Here is a 22,026-nt window from a genome sequence, read left to right as displayed (position 1 = left end):
AAATGCTCTTTTACAAATTTCTTTGTAATAATTTCTGATAATTTCCATACCTTTAATTTCAACAACATCATTCATATCTAGTGTATGTAAGAACAACACAGTCCAAACCACACGGGAGGGAAAAAACGAAGTGAATAAAAAAAATTGTATTGCAATGCTGCTGGCTGGAGGTGAAGGTCGCAGATTATCCCCGCTCACTTCCAAACTTGCTAAACCCGCCGTACCGTTCGGCGGCCATTACCGGATCATCGATTTTCCTCTCAGCAACTGCGTTAACTCAGGGATCGATACCATTGGCGTACTTACTCAATACGAGGCAGAATCGCTTCACAAACATATTGGCGAGGGTAAGGCATGGAACCTCCCGAAGCATGAGCATGGCGGTATTTCCCTGCTGCCATCTTACAACGCCGGTGTGCAGGAGTATGCCGGCACAGCAGATGCAATTTTCAAAAATATCGAGTATGTGGATCGATTCAAGCCGGATCAGGTTCTGATTCTGTCAGGCGACCATATTTATCATATGGATTACCGCAAGCTGCTTGATTATCACTTGTCTGTGAACGCAACCGCGACCATTTCCGTCATGCCCGTTCCATGGGAGGAAGCACATCGCTTCGGGGTAATGTGCACCGACCAACAGAATAGAATTACGGAGTTCGCGGAGAAGCCAAAGCATCCGACCAGCAATCTAGCCTCTATGGGGATTTATTTATTCAATTGGGACTTTCTGAAGCAACATTTGATCGAAGATGCAGAGGATGTAGGAAGTAGCCATGACTTTGGCAAGGATTTGATTCCGAAAATGCTGGCTGGCAAAGAACCGCTTCATGTCTATGAATTTAAGGGGTACTGGCGTGATGTAGGGACTGTTCAAAGTCTGTGGGAAGCACATATGGACTTACTGGCCGAGAACGCGGATTGGAAGCTAACCAATAATGAAGCCTGGCCGATGTTCACCCAAGGATTGCCTGGCGCTCCATCCTTTCTATCCCGTAATGCACAGATCAGCAACTCGATGGTACATCAGAATTGCGAGCTGGAGGGTCAAATTGAACAATCCGTTGTGTTTGGAAAAGCAAGTATCGGCCGATATACAAAGGTTAAAGACAGCGTCATTATGCCTGGCGCCAAGATCGGCCGCAATGTCTGGATCGAGAAGGCCATTATTGGTGAAGGTGCGGTCATTAAGGATGGCGCGATGATCAAAGGAGCCTTAGGCGATATTATGGTTGTCAGTCCCGGCGAGACTGTTACTGCCAAGCCTGCGCTCATTCCACAGCCAACAAGACTGCTTATGGAGGTCTATGAGAAGACGCCGCGGCTTCGAGCAGAAGGCATGCCTTCTTAATATTATAGAGGTAGTCCGCTTTTGATCCCGAAGTGAACCCTAGCTTCATCCCTTGAAGCGTTTTGAAAAAACGGACATCGGAAGCATAAGCCTCGGTGCTGAAAACCGGACTTTTTGAACCTGCACAAAGGGACTCTCTAAAGTACAGCATCCCTTAGAGAGTCCCTTCATGATGTAACTGCATATTTAATTCTGATCCTCACTGTTCATTTGCTCTACGTCTTCGTCCCGGTTCTCAGGATCATGAATAGGCATCGGCAAAGTGACAGATACAGTGGTACCAGTACCAAGCTCACTGCGGATATCCATTTTACCCTGGTGCAGTTCAACGAGCTGCTGGCTGATCGCCAATCCAAGCCCGGTTCCGCCGCCTTGGTGATTTACCTGGAAGAAGCGGTCGCGGACTCTGCTCAGATTTTCCTCGCTGATCCCTATCCCGCTATCGACAACTTCGATCTGAACTTGCTCGGCTGAGATTGGATTGATGACGAGATGAATCCAGCTATTCTCATGCGAGAACTTAATCGCATTATCAACCAGGTTCAGGAAGACTTGCTTCAATCGATTGGCATCGCCGATAACCGTAATCGGTTTATCCATTTTATCATCAAGCTTGATCTGGATCTGCTTCTTCTCTGCCTTTGCCCATACGTTCAGCATAATCTCCTTCAGCAATTCCTGCAGCTTGACACGACCGATCACAAGCTTCATCTCGTTCTGCTGCAGCTTGGAGAAGTCCAGCATCTCCTCAACCAGTCCGATCAGCCGATCGGTCTCCTTGGAGATAATATTCATCCCGATCTTCGTCTCATCCGGATCGAAGCCGCCTGAGGTTAGTGTCTCGCTCCAGCCCTTGATGCCCGTTAATGGAGTACGTAGTTCATGGGAGATGGACGAGATGAAATCATCCTTGATCTGGTTGCTGCGAACGATCTCCTGAGCCATATAGTTCAGCGTTGAAGCCAACTCGCCTAATTCATATCTATACTCGCCCTCAATACGCGTATCGAATTTCCCCTTCGCTAACTGGGCGGATACAGCCCTTATGTTATTGATCGGCTTCACGATCGAATTAGCGAGCCCGATACTAAACAAGGTAACGAGTGCCAGTACGGCAACGCATACCGCTGAGGATAGCAGGGTCAGATTCATCATTTTGGAATTAACCGCCTCAAGTGAAGTGACATAACGGACGATGTAGGCATTCTCCCCTCGTACCTGAAGCGGTGAGGATACGGCCATGACCATTTCCCCCGTTGACGGCTGCCTGCCGATCCATTTACCGACACTACCCGAAGCTGCCTGGAGCACGTCACTCGTCTGGATCGCCTTCTCATCCTGGAACGGATTGCTGCTCGCCTTGACATTGCCTTTCCGGTTCAGAATCAGAAGCTCAGTATCCTTCAATTCAAAGGCATCGAGCATTTCCGTAAAATAATGCGGATCATTATCTGCATTCAGCTTTACGAATTTCTGAAAATAATCGGACGCCCATGTCGTATGGTTCGACATATGGTTATAGATCGTATCGTAATAGTACATGCGAATGGCCAAAGAGAAGATCAGTTCGACCATGAACAGAGTTACGAATACGACGATAAAATAATGCATTACGATTTGTCGTCCGATACCCTTCTTGATCATTGTCCCTCGCCCTTCCATTTATAGCCAAACCCCCACACAGTCTGGAGGAACATCGGCTCGGAAGGATTATTCTCGATCTTCTGGCGAAGCCGACGGATATTGACGTCAACAATTTTCGGATCGCCCATATATTCTTTGCCCCACACATGATCAAGCAATTGATCGCGGCTTAGTGGGGAGTTCTCGTTCTCCAGGAAATATTGTACCAGTGAAAATTCAGTTGGTGTTAGTTCTATCAATTGGCCACCACGCTTGAACTGCTTAGAGATCAGATCCAGCGTGAATGGACCGGAAGTAAATGTAACTTTGGTGCTGCTCTCCCGGTATACGTTAACTCTTCGCAGCAGGGAATGGATACGAGCGATCAGTTCTGTCGGACTGAACGGCTTGCTTACATGATCATCTGCTCCGACGGACAGTGCATAGACCTTATCCTGCTCTTGTACTTTTGCTGTCAGAAAAATAATCCCGATCCGCTCGTTCGTCTCACGGATTCTGCGGCACACCTCAAAGCCATCGATACCTGGAACCATCACATCTAGCAATGCAATATCGATATCCGGCACGCTCTGCAGCTTCGCAAGCGCCTCGTGCCCGTCTCCAGCCTCCAACACTTCGAAGCCGTTCCGCTTCAAGTTAATCACGATAAAACTGCGAATCGATTCTTCATCTTCCAATATCAAAACTTTGCTCACTTCGCGTCTCCTCCCTCTATCATAAACAGCCTCTATCGCTTAATTTCCTGTTCACCCTTATTCACCTTCATATTCGACTTACTATAGAAACCGATAACCTTGTCATAATCCCAGGCCAGCAGCTCCCATTGATCCTTATAGTTCTCCCACTCAGATAGTGAGAAGAAGCGTATTTCCGCCACAGTCTCCCCGCTATCCACCTTGACGAACCATAAATGTTCATCCGGATTGGACTTCGGATCGATCGTTACGTTATTGGTCCATTCCTTCGGGAAGTTGAAGTAGAATCGACCTGAAGGGTCCATATACTGCTGCTTGACAAACTTCCAGCCGACGCCCTCATCCCATTGATAGTAAGAGAAGAGCGGCATGTCATATGGGGGTTCCTCCCAGCCAATCGGCTTCTCCGACCGTGCTACTTCTAGAATGCCATCACCATCCACGTCGCCACTGTATACCGGATAGTTCTTGAAAGTGAAATCCTGGGATGGCACCAGATCCTCAAATTTGCCATTCTTCATCACAAGCATATGAGAGTATGCATAATGGGCCCCGAATGAAGCGTCCAGAATAATTCCCCTCAGCTTCGGTGTAATGTTGCCACTCACCGTGTTGTAATATTCCTCAACTGCGTCATCCAATTGGATTTGATCCAGTTCCTTGAACGATGTTCCATCAAGTTGATAAGTAGTTACAGTTGCATTCTGCTCCCGCTTCAAGTTGACGACTGTAATATCCAGTTGCCCATCCTGATTAAGATCATCAATTAGGAAATTGCTGTACGGCAGGGTCAGCAGATTGTCCACCTTCTCGCCATCATACGAATAGATGGTCAGACCTTTCTGTACATCTTCTCCCCCACCGGAAAAGCCTGCGATAATATTCAGGCGACCATCGCCGGCCAGATCCTTCAAATCGAAAGTTTCAAGATTCTGCCCCTCGCCATCAAAGCGAACCTGAACGCTCCAACTATCCCCTTGCTGTTTGAGAATCATGCCGTGGATACGTACTGTCTCGTCAGGGGTCTCATAGAAGACGATCGCTTCCTTCACGCCGTCATTGTCCAGATCAGCGGTTCGAATCGAGCTCTTCACATCCTTTGGTGCTATAATCGAGCCTTTCGTCTCGACATTAATGACGTTGAACAGCGATTCCCGGTCCGAGGACAGCTGCGGCGTGCGCATTAATGCTTTTGGATCATCAATGATGCTGCAGCCGCTAAGCAAGAGCAGCAGCAAGCATCCAGAGCATAACGTCAGCCAGCGTCTTATATTACCTCTCAAACTCATCACTCTTTTCATGCTAAATCAATTAATCGTTTCTCCCCAGCAGTCAGCCGTCTCCCAACGATGTCTATCTTAAGTTCCCCAGATTGAATACCCCAAATTCGCGTACAATATTTCTCGGCCAATTCAAGCGGGAGTGCAGTCACTACGGTCGTTCCCTGGGTTTTGCACAGTTGGCTGAACGTCTCGATGACTCTCTCAGCTGATTTGGGATCCAGTCCGATCGTAGGCTCGTCCGCAGCGATAAATTTAGCACCATGGACAAGTGCTCGGCAAATGGCCACCCGCTGCTTCTCTCCACCGCTAAGTTTGCCAGCCTTTACATGGGCCTTATCGAGCAAACCGAATTTCTCCAGCTCGTCCATTGCTCCCATATAATCATCCGACCGAACCATGCCGGTAAAGCGGCGGATCGCCGATACTTGACCGACTTGTCCGATCAGAACATTCTTGAGCGCCGTTCTCTCCGGATAAAGAGAAGGATTCTGTTCCAGATAAGCAAATCTGGAGCGCATTTTATGCGACCCCTTACCGCCGCCCTCGATCAGCTTGTCCTCATTCCATGTATAGTCTCCGCTGTTCCATGAATCACGAAGCGCTAGACAGCGGAGCAGCGTACTCTTTCCGCTGCCGCTTGCACCGACAATACCGACTAGTTCCCCTTGAGCGAATTCCGTGCTGATATCACACAGTACTTGCTTCTTATTCCCTTCCACCGATTTTTTTAAGTGGCTAACCTTGATCATGTCCGATTCTCCTTTGGTGTACCTATATCTATAAAAGTGCGTGTTTAAAAGTTCAAAAGTCACTCTACTCTATAGTGTATTGGAAATAGCCGTGAAAATCCATTACAGCCTGTTCATATTTTCATTTTTTTCGAGAGTTTGTTTTCTAAAGCCGAATCCAGCCAAAGTAAATAGTACATACAAACTGCCCAGAAGGATGAATAGCGTACCCGGACTTATAAATTCCATCGCAGCTCCACCTACATTCGGCCCGAGAATGCTACCGAGGCTGAAATGGAAAGAAGCTATCACATTCGCAGCCGGTAACAGTGCTGCTGGCAACAGATCGGCGGCATAAGCAAGTCCGAGCGAGAAGAAGGAACCAACCAGGCCACCAGCACCTAGGAACAGCAGCAGTAAGCCCCAGAAGCTATTCCCTGCCAGCGGTGCGATTAAGAACAACCCCCCTCCGCCGAGGCCCGCGATCATTAATACGACCTTGCGGCTATAACGGTCGCTCAGCATTCCTAGCGGAAGCTGCAGAATCAGACCGCCAATTCCGAAGAAAGGCAGCAGAGTTGCGATTTGCTCTGCACTTAACCCAATCCGCAGGCCATAAATTGGGAAATTGCTGTTCATCGTCGATTCCATATATCCATATAATAATGGCGTGAACAGAGCAAACCAGGCCAGCCTGTAAATTCGTCCGTATTTACGAGTTTCCTTCACACTACCCGCTGCTCTCTCTGGATACATATTAGGCATACGAAGTATGACGAGGAGTACCCCCACAGCGGTAAGAATAGACAATAGTAGAAATGGAAGAAGCTGACCATAGCTCAACAATCGGATCCCGAAGGGGCCGAAGCTGAAGCCAAGCCCGTAGGACATACCATAGAGTGAAAGGTTCCGTCCGCGACGTTCTTTGGGCGACAGCAGGAGCAGCCAAAGCTGTGAGGTAAAATGGATCGCGCTGTCTCCGATTCCGACAATCAGACGCAGTACAAACCATATAGACAAGTTCGAGACTAGCGGAAAGATCGGCAAAGCAACCATAACCGCTATCATGCCACCGATCAGCAGCTTCTTGAAGCCAGTACGTCCAAGCACGCGCTCGGCGACCAGTGTCATTGCAAATGAGCCGACATAGAGTGCAGCGGCATGCATCCCGTTGACGGAGGAAGGGATTCCCCGCTCCTCCATGAAGATAGCAAGAACCGGTAAGAGCAGTCCTTGGCTTAAACCCGATATAATAATGACCAATGTCAATAAGAAAAAAGGCGATACCCTTATCGGAAATTTACTAGAATTTGATGTTATTGTCATGATGCCTTCCCCCTGCATAACAAAAGAAAACCGTCATGACAATATGACGATTTCCCCTTTAAGTGTGTGGTTCAACTTCCTGAACAACCTCTAAGTCATATGTGAAAGTGTGTTAACCGGTAAAACAACCTCTAAACATTATAGTAGACAAGCCCTATTCTCACAAGCATAATTAAGAGGTATGCATTATAGTTCTGGGAGGACTGACGGATGGCTTATGATGTAAAAGTCGATGTGTCACCGATTTATGAGTTGCTCAGCAGCTTCATGTTATATACTACACGAAAATGGATTAACAATCTGGACATCGGACGCGAATGGATTCACGACATTCAACAGAACCTTAGTGAGGAAGCCCGGCAAGCCTTCGCTGAGGCGGCTGATTATCCGTTCAGCGATTATGATCTGCTCTACGCCCTGGCGCTGGAACGGGACTCATCCATACAAATCCTTGGCTATCTAGAGGAGTTATCTCACGGTAATACCGGTTCCCTGCTCGCCCGGATTACTCCCTATGTACCTGGTGCGACCCTGGAAGATGTGGAACGGCTTCAGACTAACTATGCACCGCTCCTGAATATCTGGCATGACAATTACTTTCAAGGTATCGAGGTGCAGTACACGGGAATGATGGAAGAGGACGCCATGGAGAAGAAGGATCTGCTTGAGAAAATGGATCCCGAACCGCTCATCGAATTTGCCTCGGGCGGGCTTGTGCTCGATCAGGAGCTTCCGGTGAAGCATATTATTCTCGTTCCCTCGATCCACTTCAGACCGATAAATACGTACTGCTTCTTCGAGGAAGAACTGCTTATCCAATATCCGATCGATATTCCAGAAGCTGATGAGGAAGAGCCGCCAATCTGCCTGCTCCGACTAACCCAAGCGTTATCCAAGCCGGAACGCCTGCAACTGCTCCGCTATTTGGCGAATGAACCGAAGTCGATGCAGGAGATGATCCGGGACACTAATGAATCGAGGGCCCAACTGCACCATGAGCTGATGATTCTCAGATCTGCGGGTATGCTTCGCGTTCATCTTACAGACCGCAGTACGGAGAAATTCAGCATCCGGCCAGACGGCGCGTCCGAGCTGCAGATGTTCCTAGAATCCTATATTCGCATTTAATGATTGGCCTAGCATGAGGAACGATATTTGCATTTCTGCTGCTGCCTCTGATAAGTTAGGAGAAACAGGATATAGAGCAAGTGCAAGAAGGAGTGTTAGAGATGAAACAGACTGTGCAGCAACAAATTATTTTCGATCTTGATGATACTTTGATCTACTGCAACAAATATTTCGAACTGATTCTCGGCCAATTTGCCGACCTCGTATCGGAATGGTTCAGCGGATACCAGCTATCAATCAAGGAAATCCGTGATAAACAGATCGAAATCGATGTGGCCGGAGTACAGCAAATTGGATTCGCCAGTCAGCATTTCCCGGAATCGCTGATCGACACCTACCGCTACTTCTGCCAGCAATTCGGCGAGCGCCGCGAGGAACTTAAAGAGAAGCAGCTTATGCGGCTTGGCCTCAGCGTATATGAACAATCCGTCGAGCCTTATCCAGGTATGGTAGACACGCTCGATTTCCTGCAACGGCAGCAGCATGAGCTGTACCTTTACACCGGCGGCGAGACCGTAATTCAACAACGGAAAATTGAGCAAATGAAGCTGGCCGATTATTTTCAGGACCGTATCTTCATCCGCCAGCATAAAAATATTGATGCATTGGAAGAGATTCTGGGCTCTCGCCCGTTCCATCGTCAAAATACATGGATGATCGGGAATAGTCTGCGGACCGACATCTCGCCAGCTCTAACGGCAGGTATCCATGCCATCTATATCAAGCATCCCGATGAATGGTCCTACAATCTCATAGAGCTGGCGCCGCGTAATGATTCCTATTTATATACGGTAGCCTCGCTCGAAGAGATCCCGTCCATTATATCCGGCTCCGGGCAAGCCCGCAGCCCTAAGAAATTGTCACATAGATCCAGATAATGCTATGCAATGAACTATAAATAGATATACAAAAAAACTGGGTTAATGGATTTTTCCATCGGCCCAGTTTTTTGTACATTAACCCTCTGTCCGTTCCACATTTAACTTCCCGCTCTCGTGATCAAGCAGCGTGATTCGGCCTTTATAATCTACTTCTGAATGCTTGAAGGATAAAATTTGAGTATGGCCTTTCTCAAGTAAGGATTGCAGCATCGTGCGCGAAATTTTCTTGCCGGCATACTCTTTCCAAATGACAAAGCCGCAGCCCTGCTTGTAATGAGTACAGCCATAACCTTTGCGGCCTTCGATCAGCTGACCGCCACACCCGCTGCGCGGACACGGCGCCAACGCTTCGAAGCTATTAGACGCGACAGCCGAACCCCCGGTGCCAGCGGCTTTTCCAGCTGCCGCCACCCCGATAGTCTGCCCGCTGCCAGATGAGCCGCTTCCCCGCCTTGAAGCGTTCGCGGATTCGCCTCCTTTGGAGCGGGAGCCTGTGCGGCTGCCGCGCTTGCCCTTCTCCTCAGGGCCACCGGCAAACAACGAAGCGTCCGCTTTCTTCTGTACGCGCACCTTCTCAACGATCGATACCGTAAATTTCTTCACGTTCTCCATAAATTTCTCGCTGGTCGCCTCTCCTTTGGAGATTTGGTACAGTCGGCGTTCCCATTGCCCTGTCATCTCGGGAGAAGTTAACAGCTCTACTCCAGCATGCCTGATTAATTCGATGGCGGTGCGCCCCTTCTGCGTTACAGTGATCCGCTTGCCCTGCATCGTTATATATCCGACGCTCTTCAAGCGTTCGATCGTTGCTGCCCGGGTCGCCGGCGTTCCAAGACCCGCATCCTTCATCGCTTCACGGAGCTCGTCATTCTCAAGCTGCTTGCCAGCGCTCTCCATAGCCTTGAGCAGCGTGCCTTCGGTATAAGGCTTCGGGGGCTGAGTGGCTTTCTCCTTCGCCTCAGCTTCCTTGCATAGCACCGGCTTATCGCGGTCAACAGAGAACGGCTCACTGACCTCTTCCTCTTGGTCTTCCTCTTCTTCCTTCTTCTTGCCGCGCTTTGAAGCTTTGCTGTCATCACCAGGCAAGCACACTTTCCAGCCCAAGGACAGCAGTTCCTTAACATTCGTCTTGAACAATTCCTTCTCAACTTCCGTCATCACCGTGTGCTGCTTATATTCAGCCGCCGGATAGAAATGCGACAAAAAGCGGCGGACGACGAGATCATAAATATTCCCCTCTTCCTTGCTAAGCGTTCCCGGCCGTCTTAAGGTCGGCAAAATTGCATGGTGATCTTCCACACGGGAAGGATTGCAAACCGATTTGTTATTCACATGCACCCGCTTCTGATTCCCACCCTCGGCTAGTTCCTTATAATCTGTAGATTTCAGCATATGCAACGTTTTGTGCATGCCTTCGATATTTTGTTCAGTTACATAATTGGAGTTCGTACGCGGATATGTAATCAGCTTATGGCGTTCGTATAAAGCCTGGGCCAAATCAAGCGTCTTCTTGGCTGAGTAGCCAAACTTCGCGTTCGCATCGCGTTGAAGCAGCGTCAGGTCGTACAGCTTATAAGGATATTCCTTTGTCTCCTTAACCTCATATTCCACGATCTGGCCTTGCTTGCCGCGTACTTTATCCGCTAAAGACCGAGCCTTCTCTGCATCTGTCAATCGATCCCCTTGCCAGGTTCCAATATAAGACCGCTCGTCCTGTTCAAATTCAGCTTTGATCTCGTAATAAGTCAAGGAATCAAAGCTCTCGATTTCCTTCTGACGGTCATAAATCAGCGCGAGTACAGGCGTCTGCACCCGGCCGACCGAGAGCAGCGTATTATGCTTTGTTGTAAAGGCACGTGAGGCATTCATGCCGATAAGCCAGTCAGCCTCACTTCTCGCCCGCGCTGCCTTCGTCAGATTTGCGAACTCTTCGCTGCTCCGCAGCTCGGCGAAGCCTTTGGCGATACTCTCCGAGGTCAAGTCAGAGATCCAAAGCCGCTTGACCGGCTGCATAAGCTTAAGCCGCTGCTGAATCAAAGCGAAGATATATTGTCCTTCGCGTCCGGCGTCGCAGGCATTCACCACCGCATTACAACGCTTGGCCAGCTCGCCGATCGTCTTCAATTGATCCTTCGTCTTCGGATTCGGCACAATCTTAAATTGCTCCGGCATGATCGGCAGATCATAGAAATTCCATTTTTTATACTTGTCATCATAGGCGTCAGGCTCAGCCAAACCGAGCAGATGTCCGATCGCCCAGGTAATAATATATTGCTCTCCTTCCAGATAAGAGCGATTATTCTTCGCCCGCGGTTCAATCACCGCAGCGATCGTTCGTCCCATGTCGGGTTTCTCGGCAATTACGAGCGTTTTCATTGTTTCAAGCGCCCCTCTTTCCTAGCATTCCAGTTCCACAGATAAAAAAGGGCCGCGCTCCGCGCAGCCCTGTAGCTAACATTTATTATAACATATTTTCACATAGTTGGCTCCACGTTTTCGTCTAACGAAACTACAGACCGTTATTTCCTCAAAAATAGTGGTAACTTAAATCTAACGAAACACCATATCGTTATTTGGAAGAAATTCATTCATTAAGCCCATAATTCGCTTCAATAACGATACCCAGTTTCGTTAAAATTTCTAGCAGACCGTTTAAATTGAAATAGCGATACCACGTTTCGTTAGAGGTCCAACCTCCTCATTACGCTAGGATTCCGTCCCCTGTCAGGAACTTATTGACTTCCCGTGCCGCCTCGCGGCCTTCCTGGATGGCCCACACGACCAGACTCTGCCCTCGGCGCATATCACCGGCGGCGAACACCTTGTCAACATTCGTGTTATATTTGCCGTAGCGCGCTTTGACATTGCTTTGGCGGTCTGTCTCAAGACCCAGCTCATCGATCATCGTTGTCTCCGGCCCATCAAATCCAATGGCAATGAGTGCCAGTTGGGCCGGGAATATCCGCTCCGTCCCGGGAACAGGCTCATAGGTTTTGCGGCCTTCCCCATCGACCGTACGTTTGATTTGAACCGTGTGCAGCTCCTTCAAGCGCCCCTGCTCGTCGCCGACGAAGCGGGTGGTCATGATGGAGAATTCCCTTGGGTCCTCCCCGTACAGCGCTTTGGCCTCTTCCTGGGCATAATCGAGCGTGTAGACATTCGGGAATTGCGGCCACGGATTGGCAAGTGGATCCCGCTTCAGCGGTGCCTTGCCGTGAGTGCCAAATTGCGTAATGCTGCGGCATCCATGGCGCAGAGCTGTAGCGACACAGTCTGAGCCAGTATCTCCGCCGCCAATTACGATTACATCCTTCCCTGCTGCCGAAGTATATTGCCCATCCTGCAGCCCGGAATCGAGGTAGCTCTTAATCGTGCCGTTCAGGAAAGGCATCGCATAATGTACGCCCTGTAAATGGCTGCCTTCAATCTCGAACTTGCGAGGCTTCGTCGCCCCGCCACATAGCACAACCGCATCATATTGATCTATCAGCTGCTGTGTCATGATATCCTTACCAATCTCCGTATTCGTGACGAACTTTACGCCTTCGGCAGCGAGGAGATTGACGCGGCGCTGTACAATCTTCTTATCCAGCTTCATTGCGGGTATGCCGTACATCAATAGACCGCCGATCCGGTCCGCACGTTCATACACAGTCACTTCATGTCCAGCCTTGTTCAATTGCGCTGCACAGGCCAGCCCTGCCGGACCGGAGCCAACGACCGCAACCTTGTGACCCGTACGATGCGCAGGCGGCTCTGCTACAATCCAGCTTTCCTCAAAGCCCCTATCGACAATCGCTTGTTCAATCGTCTTGATCGTTACTGGCTGGCCAATGAGTCCTACTGTACAAGAACCTTCACAAGGAGCAGGACACACCCTGCCTGTAAACTCCGGAAAATTATTCGTCTTGTGCAGGCGCTCCAGCGCATCTCTCCACATGCCGCGGTAGACGAGATGATTCCATTCCGGAATCAGATTGTGCAGCGGACAGCCCGAAGTGCCCCCAATCATCTCGATTCCTGTATGACAATACGGAGTTCCGCAATCCATGCAGCGTGCTCCCTGTGTCTGCAATTCCTGTTCAGTCAGATGCTTGTGAAATTCCTGCCAATCATTTACCCGTTCCAGCGGACTGCGGTCCCCCGGTAGGTGACGGGTAAACTCCATAAATCCAGTTGGTGTAGACAACTTATTTCCCCCCTCCGTTGCCAACGAGAGCAGACAAGCCGGATCGACTGATCCGGCTTGTCTATGCAGCGCATTACGGAAATGCAACCACTAGTGAACCCTCCCGTTATCATGTAACTTGATGTTAGCACCCCAGGGGAACGTTATTAATGGACTAATAAATTGATATTTTGTACTATTATGCAGACGGATGTCGCCTTACATAGGTCAAAAACCGGTAATTATAAGGGTTCTTCTCATCACGAATTCCTGCGCTCTCCTGCTCCAGCTGGAACTCGGACCAATCGATCGACGGGAAGAAAGTATCTCCGGCAATGTCCTCATCAATCTTCGTGACCAGCAGGCGATTCGCATAAGGAATCAACATTTGGAAAATCCCGGCCCCGCCAATCACCATTAATTCCTCGCCATCCGCCAGAGCTAACGCCTCTTCAACCGTATGTACGATCTCCGCGCCCTCAGCATGATACGAGCGATCATTCGTCATGACGACATTGCGACGGTTCGGCAGTGGGCGGCTGCGCATCGACTCCCAGGTTTTGCGACCCATAAGTACGGTCTTCCCTGTCGTTTGTGCTTTGAAGAAGGCCATATCCGCGGGCAAACGCCAAGGCAAATCATTATCCCGACCAATAACTCCGTCCCTGGTCATAGCCCAAATAAATGTTATTCCCATATTTTCTCATCCACCTTCCTGGAATCCGTTCATTCAAATAGCCGCTCTACAGGCAGACCTATCATTGGCTAGCTTCTATACCGCAACAGGGGCTTTAATGCCAGGATGATGCTGGTAGCCGACAAATTCGAAATCTTCATAGACATAATCAAAAATAGAATCCGGCTTGCGCTTAATCACAAGCTGCGGCAAAGGATAAGGTTCCCGCTCCAATTGGGTCTTCACCTGTTCAAGATGGTTCTTATAAATATGCACGTCTCCACCCGACCAAATGAATTCACCGACTTCCAAGCCACATTGCTGTGCAACCATATGCGTGAGCAGCGCATAGCTGGCGATATTAAACGGCAAACCGAGGAAAGTATCGACAGATCGCATCGTCAGCATACAAGACAGCTTCCCATCAGCCACATAGAACTGATACACGAAGTGACAAGGCGGCAGCTTCATCTCGTCGATTTCAGCTACGTTCCAAGCACTGACCAAGTGACGGCGCGAATCCGGATTGTTCTTGATCGATTCGATCACACCAGCAATCTGGTCGATTCTTCTTCCGTCCGGTGTCGGCCAGGAACGCCATTGCGAGCCATATACAGGGCCCAGATCTCCGTTCTCATCCGCCCATTCATCCCAAATGCTGACCCCGTTCTCTTTCAAGTATCTAATATTGGTGTCTCCGCTGAGGAACCAGAGCAGTTCGTGTACAACCGACTTCAAGTGAATCCGCTTCGTCGTCATTAGCGGGAACCCCTTGCTGAGATCAAAGCGTAATTGTCTGCCGAATACCGAATAAGTACCCGTGCCTGTCCGATCCTCTTTTTCCGTTCCGTGATCCATTACATCCTGTAGTAAATCCAAATAATTCTTCATCTATCGCACACCCCAAATACTCGTTTTATAACATATCTTATTCATTATAACAGACTGTAATTTTACAATGTAGTAGAATATGACCCTGCCCTGACATTAAAATATGAGTTCAAAAAGTTCAATCGGACTTTCAGAATACCTCTAAAAGCGAATATGCCGGATCGTAATCAGCTTGCGATCGAGCGCCTTCCGGAATCTGCCTCTCGTATCGGGAAGCAGCGTAACACCGCTGAGCGAAGCAATTCGTTCGACAACTTCTTCCGCTGTCAACTCATCGGTATAGACATGTTCGGCGAATACCTCTGTACCAAGACTGGCTAGACAGCGGTCTATCTGCTGGATCGGCCAAGAGTTCGACCTCTCCCCCCGCCCTTTAAGGCGCTTTAGCAAAGTTTCCCTGGAAGCAAGCAAAGTCACATGACAAATGTCTGCCCCGACACCTCGCAACCGTCCAACGATCTCGGCAAAATAGTCCGGATTCGTGATTGTCATAGGTACAATAACGGTCCCGCTATACTCCTCACTCAAATGCTTCAGCATAGCATAATTCATTTCCCGCCACATCGGATAATCTTGAAAATCCCCTTTATGTATAGACTTCGGCAATTGCTTTCTAATGAAGAAGCCAACATGCTCAGGATCATACACGACAGAATCAGGAATCCGCCTTTGTAACTCGAACGCTGCGGTCGTCTTGCCCGAGCCAAAGGCTCCATTAATCCAAATTATCACATTCTCACCCACCCGTCTGACTTGAACCTCTATAAAAAAAGACGAAGCCTGAGCGATAAAGGTTACTCCCTCATGCCCAGGCATCATGACTTCAATCAACTATTATATTAGTGGAAAATCCCCGCTATCCCTGCTACCAGTACGATAATTGCAAAGATCATACGATAAATCGCGAATACCTTCATCGGCTTCTTCTGCAAGTAAGAGATGAACTTCCGAATAACGGCCAATGCAACAATGAAAGATACGACAAAGCCGATAATAAGTGAAATAATCTCTGTGCTAGTCAGGCTTGTCAACCCGCCGATTTTCAAAATTTTCAACAAGCTCATGCCGACCATAACCGGAATCGCCAGGAAGAACGAGAATTCCGCAGCTGCCACCGTCGACAATCCAGCGACCCAGCCCCCAATAATCGTGGAAGCGGAACGAGACATCCCCGGAATGATAGCCAAACACTGGAAGGCACCGATAATAATCGCTTGCTTGACCGTCACGTTCAGTTCATCGCCACCTATTCCCGGAGCTCTGTTGTTCCGGAATCTAGATTCGGCATACATCATCCAAATCCCGCCGAAGAATAGCGTAATAGCTACGACAACCGGTGTGAATAGATACTCATCAGATAGGTCGTTCAGCAAAACGCCGAATACGCCGCCAGGAATACATGCGATCGCCAGCATAAGCCAGAACCTGAACCCGGAACGCTCAAACCCAACCTTCCCCGGGAAGAAGTTCACGAGCGTGTCCTTGATTTTGGCCCAATACAGGACGACAACCGCCAGAATGGCGCCAAGCTGAATCACATAAGTATACATCTCTACAAAGGAAGGGGTTGTACCCTCAAAACCTAACAGGTTCTCGAAGATTACGAGATGGCCTGTGGAGGAAACCGGCAAGAACTCGGTAATCCCTTCTACGATACCTAGAATAATCGATTTCAAAAAGTCCAAAATATTGTCCATTTCCTGCCTAATCTCCTTTTCAAAGCGTTCGTTCTTATCTCATTAAAATTTGGCCCGTTTCAACTTTACCAGTTCATTATATAAGAAATCAAGCACAGCTTGTTAACTTTCAATTCGCTAGACCGAGCTAAACCTTTCATTATTACTCCCTATTTATATGCACGCTTGTACGAAAAATGTGGATTTGACTTCTATATCACTATATCGTAATATTGCGATATAACGAAATAGTTCGAGGTGAATTCCCTGTGGACAACAATTTTAAAGCCTATAACCAGGCAGCGGAAATATTGAAAGCCTTGGCCCATCCTGTGCGGCTCTGTATAATTCGGGGACTCATGGAGAAGAAGCAGTGCAATGTTTCTTATATGCAGGAATGCCTTGATCTGCCGCAATCGACAGTATCGCAGCATTTGCAGAAATTGCGCAGTGCCGGGATTGTAGAGGCCGAGCGTAATGGGCTGGAGATCAATTATCGGATTGTGGATGAGAAAATTCGAAAGCTGGTAACAGCATTATTTGAGGAGGAACAAGCATGAGTAAAAAAGTATTAATCGTAGGCGGTGTCGCCGGGGGTGCGACCGCGGCAGCACGGTTGCGGAGACTGGATGAAGATGCTCATATTGTCATGTTCGAAAGGGATGCCTACATCTCCTTCGCCAACTGCGGACTTCCCTATTATATAGGAGACTCTATCAAGGAGCGTTCCAAGCTGCTTGTACAGACGCCAGAAGCGATGTACAGACGCTTTAATATCGATATTCGTACCGAGAGCGAAGTCATGGAGCTTCGTCCGGACAGCAAGACCGTACTTGTACGCAGCAAGGAGCGCGGCGATTATGAGGAGAGCTATGATGCAGTGATCCTCTCCCCAGGTGCAAGACCGATCCGCCCGAACCTGCCTGGAATCGAGAGTGCACGAATCCATACACTGCGCAATATCCCAGATACGGATCGCATCAAAGCGCGTGTCGTCGAAGAGAAGGTGCAATCGGCAATCGTCATCGGGGGTGGATTCATCGGTGTAGAGATGGCTGAAAATCTGCGCGATATCGGTCTTGATGTTACCTTGATTGAAGGCGGACCGCAAATTTTAGCTCCCTTCGATCCGGAAATGGCTGCTGTCCTGGCCAAAGAGCTGGAAGAGCGTGGTGTGAATCTGCTTATGTCGCAGACGGTAGCCTCATTCCAGGAGACAGACAACCGCATTCAAGTACAGACCGCTGACGGAAGCTCGTTAACTAGCGAAATTGTCATTCTTGCCATTGGTGTTACCCCGGATACCGGCTTCCTGAAGAACAGCGGTTTGGAATTCGGGCCGCGCGGCCATATCATCGTGAACGATCGTCTAGAGACCAATCTGGATCAAGTGTATGCGGTAGGTGATGCGGTTGAAGTTGTGGATTTCGTAAATGGAAACAAGACGGCGATTCCACTGGCAGGACCGGCCAACAAGCAAGGACGGATCGCTGCGGACAATGTATATGGTCTTGAGACGACCTATAAAGGCTCGCAAGGCACTTCTATCATCAAAGTATTCGGATTAACGGGCGCAGCAACGGGTAATAACGAGAAAACTTTACAGCGTTTGGGATTACCCTACCACGTATCCTATGTTCATCCGAATTCTCATGCCGCTTACTATCCGGGAGCAACTCCGCTATCGTTGAAGCTGCTGTTTGATGATCAAGGTATTGTGCTTGGCGCTCAGGCCGTTGGTTATGACGGTGTCGACAAGCGCATCGACGATATTGCTACCGTGATCCGCTTCCGCGGTAATGTTACGGATCTGACAGAGTTGGAGTTGGCTTATGCACCGCCGTACTCTTCCGCGAAGGACCCGGTAAATATGGCTGGCTACACCGCTGAAAATATATTGAGCGGAAGAACACAAGTATTCACGGCACAGCAGCTTACACAGCGAGATCCGGTCAATACAATATTGGTCGACGTTCGTTCCGAGCTTGAGCATGCGAATGGCCATATTCCTGACTCCTTGAACATCCCTGTCGATGAAATGCGCAGCCGACTTGATGAGTTGGATGCATCCAAGGAGATTTGGGTGTACTGCCAAGTAGGATTAAGAGGATACACGGCATCCCGTATTTTGCAGCAAAAAGGCTTTAAGGTGCGCAACCTGACCGGCGGCTACAAGACTTATCAAATGGCAAACTATAAGCCAGGCGGAGTAACTACACCCCCTGCGGGAGAGCAGGCTAATAAAGTAAAATTGCAGCAAGAACGCATTGCTGCCGAGGGACAGATTGCCTCGACGGCTGAGCCCATGATTCAAGCAACAGCTGAGCTGGACGCATGCGGGTTATGCTGCCCAGGACCGCTGGTTCAGCTAAGGATGAAGATGGATGAGCTGAGTAGTGGCGAGATCCTGCATGTTACGGCAACAGATGCCGGTTTCTACGAGGATGTTCAGGCTTGGGTCAAAATGTCCGGCAACCAGCTTAGACAAGTTAGCAAAAATCCGAACGGAACGATTGAAGCATATGTAGAAAAAGGAGCTCCCTTGACCGAAGCAGTTTCCACTGCTCCGGCACAAGCAACTGCTGATGGAAGCTCAATGATCGTCTTCAGCGGCGATCTAGATAAGGCTATCGCTTCTTTTATCATCGCTAATGGCGCAGCAGCTAGCGGCAAGAAAGTCACGATGTTCTTCACCTTCTGGGGACTGAACATCATCCGCAAACCAGAGAAGGTTGCTGTCTCCAAGAATATGATTGGACGCATGTTCGGAGCGATGATGCCGCGTGGCAGCAAGAAGCTGTCCTTATCCAGAATGAACATGATGGGGATGGGTGCAAAAATGATCCGCTCCGTGATGAACAACAACAATGTCTCCTCCCTGGAAGAGCTGATTCAATCGGCGATCCAGCAAGGAGTTGAGATCGTCGCTTGCCAAATGTCAATGGACGTAATGGGCATCAAGCACGAGGAACTGATCGACGGCGTTAAGGTTGCAGGAGTCGGCTACTATCTCGGCAAAGCCGATCAATCAGGCATCAATTTATTCATATAAAATGAAGCAGAGGCTATCCTTATCGTCATTGGTGACGAGGGATGGCCTCTGCTATTTTATCCGAAGACAATAATATATCCGTCAGGATCCTGCACATATATGTTCTTGAAGGTCATACCATTGCTATGTGTTGCTTCAATCGGACCATGTATAATATTGGCCCCGTTCGAGCGCAATTGCTGCTCCAGAAGATCGAATTGCTCATAGTCGACATGAACAAATGTATCCCAAGCCAGATCAGGTCCCTCCCAATCCGTTGGGTAATTACTTCGCTTCGCTGATGCTTGATTCGGAACGACATCGCTGGGCTGCTTCGCCTGCTGAAGGATCAGACGCATTCCCCCACGAACAGCATGGCCCCAGTTATCCACATCACAGCCAAGCACATCACGATAATATGCTTGGGCAGCAGCCAAATCCGATACTAAGCGGACCTGATAGGCTTCATTGAATACAACCACAGATAAAGCTTCTTTCGCTTCGATAGTAAACGCCACCTTCCAACGTTCATTTTTTAATAAACTCTAATCCCTTGCTTCCCAGGTCAATTACATTTGCAGATCATCAGCATATTTCCGTCCGGATCTTTAAGATTGAACCAATGACCGTGTTCAATAGGTGTCACGAGCTCAGCGCCTAATTGCTGTACGTATTGATAGGCCTGCTCAATGTCATCGGTGTTAAAATGAAACATCGGCGTCCGCGCGTAAGAATCTTCTGTATAAACCTTACTGTCCAATATCACATTGAGTCCGTTGTTATCCATAGGAATGCAGCAAAGATGCCCGGAAATAATCTCGAAGTCCGGTTCAAGGCCTAATAATGAACAATACCAATCGCGGGCGGCTATAATGTCTTTGACCGGTATAAAAATACCGCTGATCTTACGAGTTACAATACTCATCTTGCATCCTCCTTTCCCTAGAGTTACATACAAGACATGGCTTTCATTTTACCAAAACATTATTTCTTCTCACTCGTAATTATTCCAGAAGGCGTTGAATCTGATGAATTTTCTAGTGGGGATTATATGCATCATTATCGGTGTATTAAATTTAGCGAAACCAGAGTTCGCCTGGTTTTCGTGGGTATCCTCGTCTTTTTCGTTGGAATAAGCTAGTGATCTGATTTGGCTCAGCTATTTCTCATCAGGATGGGCGAATGTCGTGAGCAATCTAGGTTATAATCCATAGACTATGGTTGAAAACCATTCCTATAAGGAGGTTAGCTATGGATTATCAACAAGTATGCTGGAGCTGTATGAATAAATATGTCGGCATAACTACGACTGATGGTCAGAGGTATGACGGATTTATTGCCCACGTAGATAGTGACGGTGTCACCCTCGCTATTCCAACCGACGAGATGATGGCCGGGATGTCGGCAGACAAACGCCAGTTCGGATTCCATCCCGGATTCTTCCCGCGGCGCCGCTTCTTCCGTAGGCGGATACCGTTCTTAGCTATTAGTGATCTATTTCTGCTTCCCTTCTTCCTATAGGCCCGGATGGCTCTGCTTAAGGGGTATGGAATTTTCCATATCCCTCTTGTTATGTTAACTGCCATGCATCACAGGTGTAGGCGGAAGCCTCCTCAGTGGAAGCCTTTCTTCCCTTCTCGCTCCCGATTAACGCAATGGCTTCTTCAAGGAGTATAATTCCTCCTCGATCGATACTAGCTTCTGCTCTACGGCCTGCCGGGCTTCTTCAATCGCTTTGTTATACACATAGGGCGCAAGCTCTTTGAGCATGAAATCGAGCAACTGCTCCGCAGCGATATCGCCGATGCTCTCGGAACGCTCCATTTCAAAATATTCCTTCACACTCTCCACAATCTCTTGCTTCTGTTCCTTCGGCAGCTTAATAGGTATCATGGTAACTTGTCCTCCATACTTGGTTTCATCTTGATGTTCTAAACTGAATTTATGCCTGCATATCCCCAGCGAGTTTACAACTCAAATCTCTCTTTAATGAGCTTAGCCGCTTCATTCGCACTGATATTCGTATTGTTAATGCGCAAATAATTGTTTTTTTGGATTTCTCCAGCATGAGAATTCAATCTGTATTTCTCCATCGTACTTATTAAGTCCTGCTCCGAGCGCGTAATATTTCTCTTCGTCCTCCTCCACATTATTCCAAAGAATATACCAAGATCGGAAGTCTCGGTCAACCATTGTTGCAGCTTTAGCATAATAAAAAAAAGACAGGTCCTTGTGAACAAGAACCCGCCATAGTCTATGTCTAATAGATTAATACTTTACATCGGCATATTCCGACTTCGTCTCCAACTGTCTCTTGGCGAATGGACAAAGCCCGAATAACTTGATCTGATGGCGTCTGGCATAATCAGCGACGTTGGACATCAAATCCTCCGCCAACCCTTGTCCGCGATACTTATCATCCACATACGTATGATCGATAATATAGAGAGTCTCGCTAGATACGCTATAAGTCATTTCAGCAATGATCTCCCCATGATCTTCGATATAAAATTGATGATCCTGCGGATGATGTTGAACCTTACTCATT

The 22,026-nt window shown here is 48.5% G+C and carries 21 protein-coding genes and 1 pseudogene; 6 read left to right on the top strand and 16 right to left on the bottom strand.

Annotated elements, in window-relative coordinates; genetic code table 11:
• Positions 1 to 130 precede the first annotated feature (130 nt).
• The gene (locus ABD014_RS04180; protein ID WP_343857845.1) at positions 131 to 1,351 is read left to right on the top strand and encodes a glucose-1-phosphate adenylyltransferase; all 1,221 of its coding nucleotides are present in this window, start codon (positions 131 to 133) and stop codon (positions 1,349 to 1,351) included.
• Between the two features lie 186 nt (positions 1,352 to 1,537).
• Here the strand turns inward: ABD014_RS04180 and ABD014_RS04175 are convergent, their stop codons facing one another.
• The 5 genes from ABD014_RS04175 to ABD014_RS04155 form a co-directional block, all read right to left on the bottom strand.
• Positions 1,538 to 2,995 carry a sensor histidine kinase gene (locus ABD014_RS04175; protein WP_343857842.1) on the bottom strand — a complete coding sequence of 486 codons (1,458 nt, stop codon included), beginning with the start codon at positions 2,993 to 2,995 and terminating at the stop codon, positions 1,538 to 1,540.
• On the bottom strand, positions 2,992 to 3,690 hold the full coding sequence (locus ABD014_RS04170; RefSeq protein ID WP_126998252.1) for a response regulator transcription factor: 699 nt from the start codon (positions 3,688 to 3,690) through the stop codon (positions 2,992 to 2,994). Before ABD014_RS04170 ends, ABD014_RS04175 begins: the two co-directional genes overlap by 4 nt.
• A 32-nt stretch (positions 3,691 to 3,722) precedes the next feature.
• On the bottom strand, positions 3,723 to 4,979 hold the full coding sequence (locus ABD014_RS04165; RefSeq protein ID WP_343857833.1) for a hypothetical protein: 1,257 nt from the start codon (positions 4,977 to 4,979) through the stop codon (positions 3,723 to 3,725).
• Between the two features lie 8 nt (positions 4,980 to 4,987).
• Complete coding sequence (locus ABD014_RS04160; protein WP_343857830.1) at positions 4,988 to 5,722, bottom strand: phosphonate ABC transporter ATP-binding protein; 735 nt, start codon at positions 5,720 to 5,722, stop codon at positions 4,988 to 4,990.
• A gap of 102 nt (positions 5,723 to 5,824) precedes the next feature.
• Positions 5,825 to 7,027 (bottom strand): MFS transporter, encoded by a 1,203-nt coding sequence (locus tag ABD014_RS04155; protein ID WP_343857828.1) that lies wholly within the window; start codon positions 7,025 to 7,027, stop codon positions 5,825 to 5,827.
• Positions 7,028 to 7,237: 210 nt separating this feature from the next.
• On the opposite strand from ABD014_RS04155, the gene ABD014_RS04150 reads away from it, so the two are divergent.
• Positions 7,238 to 8,155, top strand: a complete 918-nt coding sequence (locus tag ABD014_RS04150; RefSeq protein WP_343857826.1) for an ArsR family transcriptional regulator — start codon at positions 7,238 to 7,240, stop codon at positions 8,153 to 8,155.
• 101 nt (positions 8,156 to 8,256) lie between these two features.
• Positions 8,257 to 9,033 (top strand): HAD family hydrolase, encoded by a 777-nt coding sequence (locus tag ABD014_RS04145; RefSeq protein ID WP_343857823.1) that lies wholly within the window; start codon positions 8,257 to 8,259, stop codon positions 9,031 to 9,033.
• A 78-nt stretch (positions 9,034 to 9,111) separates the two neighbouring features.
• Here the strand turns inward: ABD014_RS04145 and ABD014_RS04140 are convergent, their stop codons facing one another.
• The 6 genes from ABD014_RS04140 to ABD014_RS04115 form a co-directional block, all read right to left on the bottom strand.
• Positions 9,112 to 11,412: a type IA DNA topoisomerase gene (locus tag ABD014_RS04140; RefSeq protein ID WP_343857820.1), complete on the bottom strand. Its 2,301-nt coding sequence runs from the start codon at positions 11,410 to 11,412 to the stop codon at positions 9,112 to 9,114.
• A 325-nt stretch (positions 11,413 to 11,737) separates the two neighbouring features.
• On the bottom strand, positions 11,738 to 13,225 hold the full coding sequence (locus ABD014_RS04135; RefSeq protein WP_343858317.1) for a glutamate synthase subunit beta: 1,488 nt from the start codon (positions 13,223 to 13,225) through the stop codon (positions 11,738 to 11,740).
• A 178-nt stretch (positions 13,226 to 13,403) separates the two neighbouring features.
• Entirely contained in the window at positions 13,404 to 13,901 is a 498-nt protein-coding gene (locus ABD014_RS04130) for a dihydrofolate reductase (RefSeq protein ID WP_343857817.1), read from the bottom strand.
• A gap of 75 nt (positions 13,902 to 13,976) precedes the next feature.
• The gene (gene thyA, locus ABD014_RS04125; protein WP_343857814.1) at positions 13,977 to 14,771 is read right to left on the bottom strand and encodes a thymidylate synthase; all 795 of its coding nucleotides are present in this window, start codon (positions 14,769 to 14,771) and stop codon (positions 13,977 to 13,979) included.
• 141 nt (positions 14,772 to 14,912) lie between these two features.
• Positions 14,913 to 15,503 (bottom strand): AAA family ATPase, encoded by a 591-nt coding sequence (locus ABD014_RS04120; RefSeq protein ID WP_343857811.1) that lies wholly within the window; start codon positions 15,501 to 15,503, stop codon positions 14,913 to 14,915.
• A 107-nt stretch (positions 15,504 to 15,610) separates the two neighbouring features.
• On the bottom strand, positions 15,611 to 16,468 hold the full coding sequence (locus ABD014_RS04115; RefSeq protein ID WP_343857809.1) for an undecaprenyl-diphosphate phosphatase: 858 nt from the start codon (positions 16,466 to 16,468) through the stop codon (positions 15,611 to 15,613).
• 248 nt (positions 16,469 to 16,716) lie between these two features.
• On the opposite strand from ABD014_RS04115, the gene ABD014_RS04110 reads away from it, so the two are divergent.
• Together ABD014_RS04110 and ABD014_RS04105 are read left to right on the top strand one after the other, a co-directional pair.
• Positions 16,717 to 17,007, top strand: a complete 291-nt coding sequence (locus tag ABD014_RS04110; protein WP_343857807.1) for an ArsR/SmtB family transcription factor — start codon at positions 16,717 to 16,719, stop codon at positions 17,005 to 17,007.
• Entirely contained in the window at positions 17,004 to 19,499 is a 2,496-nt protein-coding gene (locus ABD014_RS04105; RefSeq protein WP_343857805.1) for a DsrE/DsrF/DrsH-like family protein, read from the top strand. The genes ABD014_RS04110 and ABD014_RS04105 overlap by 4 nt, the downstream gene beginning before the upstream one ends.
• A 56-nt stretch (positions 19,500 to 19,555) precedes the next feature.
• Here the strand turns inward: ABD014_RS04105 and ABD014_RS04100 are convergent, their stop codons facing one another.
• Both ABD014_RS04100 and ABD014_RS04095 read right to left on the bottom strand, forming a co-directional pair.
• Entirely contained in the window at positions 19,556 to 19,996 is a 441-nt protein-coding gene (locus tag ABD014_RS04100) for a VOC family protein (protein WP_343857802.1), read from the bottom strand.
• A gap of 47 nt (positions 19,997 to 20,043) precedes the next feature.
• Positions 20,044 to 20,403, bottom strand: coding sequence for a VOC family protein (locus tag ABD014_RS04095; RefSeq protein ID WP_343857798.1), 360 nt, complete (start codon positions 20,401 to 20,403; stop codon positions 20,044 to 20,046).
• 326 nt (positions 20,404 to 20,729) lie between these two features.
• On the opposite strand from ABD014_RS04095, the gene ABD014_RS04090 reads away from it, so the two are divergent.
• Positions 20,730 to 20,999, top strand: coding sequence for a phosphatidylinositol kinase (locus ABD014_RS04090; protein ID WP_343857795.1), 270 nt, complete (start codon positions 20,730 to 20,732; stop codon positions 20,997 to 20,999).
• Positions 21,000 to 21,125: 126 nt separating this feature from the next.
• Here the strand turns inward: ABD014_RS04090 and ABD014_RS04085 are convergent, their stop codons facing one another.
• The 3 genes and pseudogenes from ABD014_RS04085 to ABD014_RS04080 all read right to left on the bottom strand — a co-directional run bounded on the left by ABD014_RS04085 (position 21,126) and on the right by ABD014_RS04080 (position 22,025).
• Positions 21,126 to 21,371 (bottom strand): DUF2164 domain-containing protein, encoded by a 246-nt coding sequence (locus tag ABD014_RS04085; protein WP_343857793.1) that lies wholly within the window; start codon positions 21,369 to 21,371, stop codon positions 21,126 to 21,128.
• Positions 21,372 to 21,445: 74 nt separating this feature from the next.
• Positions 21,446 to 21,616, bottom strand: a pseudogene (locus tag ABD014_RS24810) (shikimate kinase); the annotation flags it as partial.
• A gap of 130 nt (positions 21,617 to 21,746) precedes the next feature.
• On the bottom strand, positions 21,747 to 22,025 hold the full coding sequence (locus tag ABD014_RS04080; protein ID WP_343857791.1) for a GNAT family N-acetyltransferase: 279 nt from the start codon (positions 22,023 to 22,025) through the stop codon (positions 21,747 to 21,749).
• Position 22,026: the final 1 nt, after the last annotated feature.

It is taken from the genome of Paenibacillus motobuensis (assembly GCF_039521865.1).
GTDB lineage: Bacteria > Bacillota > Bacilli > Paenibacillales > Paenibacillaceae > Fontibacillus > Fontibacillus motobuensis.
The sequence above is the reverse complement of the archived record's forward strand: the minus strand, read 5'-3'. Positions and strand labels throughout refer to the sequence as shown.

Bases quoted from the DNA above. Each gene is read 5' to 3' on its own strand.
- ABD014_RS04175 (WP_343857842.1), bottom strand. From the start codon at position 2,995: ATGATCAAGAAGGGTATCGGACGACAAATCGTAATGCATTATTTTATC.
- ABD014_RS04165 (WP_343857833.1), bottom strand. From the start codon at position 4,979: ATGAGTTTGAGAGGTAATATAAGACGCTGGCTGACGTTATGCTCTGGA.
- ABD014_RS04160 (WP_343857830.1), bottom strand. From the start codon at position 5,722: ATGATCAAGGTTAGCCACTTAAAAAAATCGGTGGAAGGGAATAAGAAG.
- ABD014_RS04155 (WP_343857828.1), bottom strand. From the start codon at position 7,027: ATGACAATAACATCAAATTCTAGTAAATTTCCGATAAGGGTATCGCCT.
- ABD014_RS04150 (WP_343857826.1), top strand. From the start codon at position 7,238: ATGGCTTATGATGTAAAAGTCGATGTGTCACCGATTTATGAGTTGCTC.
- ABD014_RS04145 (WP_343857823.1), top strand. From the start codon at position 8,257: ATGAAACAGACTGTGCAGCAACAAATTATTTTCGATCTTGATGATACT.
- ABD014_RS04140 (WP_343857820.1), bottom strand. From the start codon at position 11,412: ATGAAAACGCTCGTAATTGCCGAGAAACCCGACATGGGACGAACGATC.
- ABD014_RS04130 (WP_343857817.1), bottom strand. From the start codon at position 13,901: ATGGGAATAACATTTATTTGGGCTATGACCAGGGACGGAGTTATTGGT.
- thyA (WP_343857814.1), bottom strand. From the start codon at position 14,771: ATGAAGAATTATTTGGATTTACTACAGGATGTAATGGATCACGGAACG.
- ABD014_RS04115 (WP_343857809.1), bottom strand. From the start codon at position 16,468: ATGGACAATATTTTGGACTTTTTGAAATCGATTATTCTAGGTATCGTA.
- ABD014_RS04105 (WP_343857805.1), top strand. From the start codon at position 17,004: ATGAGTAAAAAAGTATTAATCGTAGGCGGTGTCGCCGGGGGTGCGACC.
- ABD014_RS04095 (WP_343857798.1), bottom strand. From the start codon at position 20,403: ATGAGTATTGTAACTCGTAAGATCAGCGGTATTTTTATACCGGTCAAA.
- ABD014_RS04090 (WP_343857795.1), top strand. From the start codon at position 20,730: ATGGATTATCAACAAGTATGCTGGAGCTGTATGAATAAATATGTCGGC.
- ABD014_RS04085 (WP_343857793.1), bottom strand. From the start codon at position 21,371: ATGATACCTATTAAGCTGCCGAAGGAACAGAAGCAAGAGATTGTGGAG.
- ABD014_RS04080 (WP_343857791.1), bottom strand. From the start codon at position 22,025: ATGAGTAAGGTTCAACATCATCCGCAGGATCATCAATTTTATATCGAA.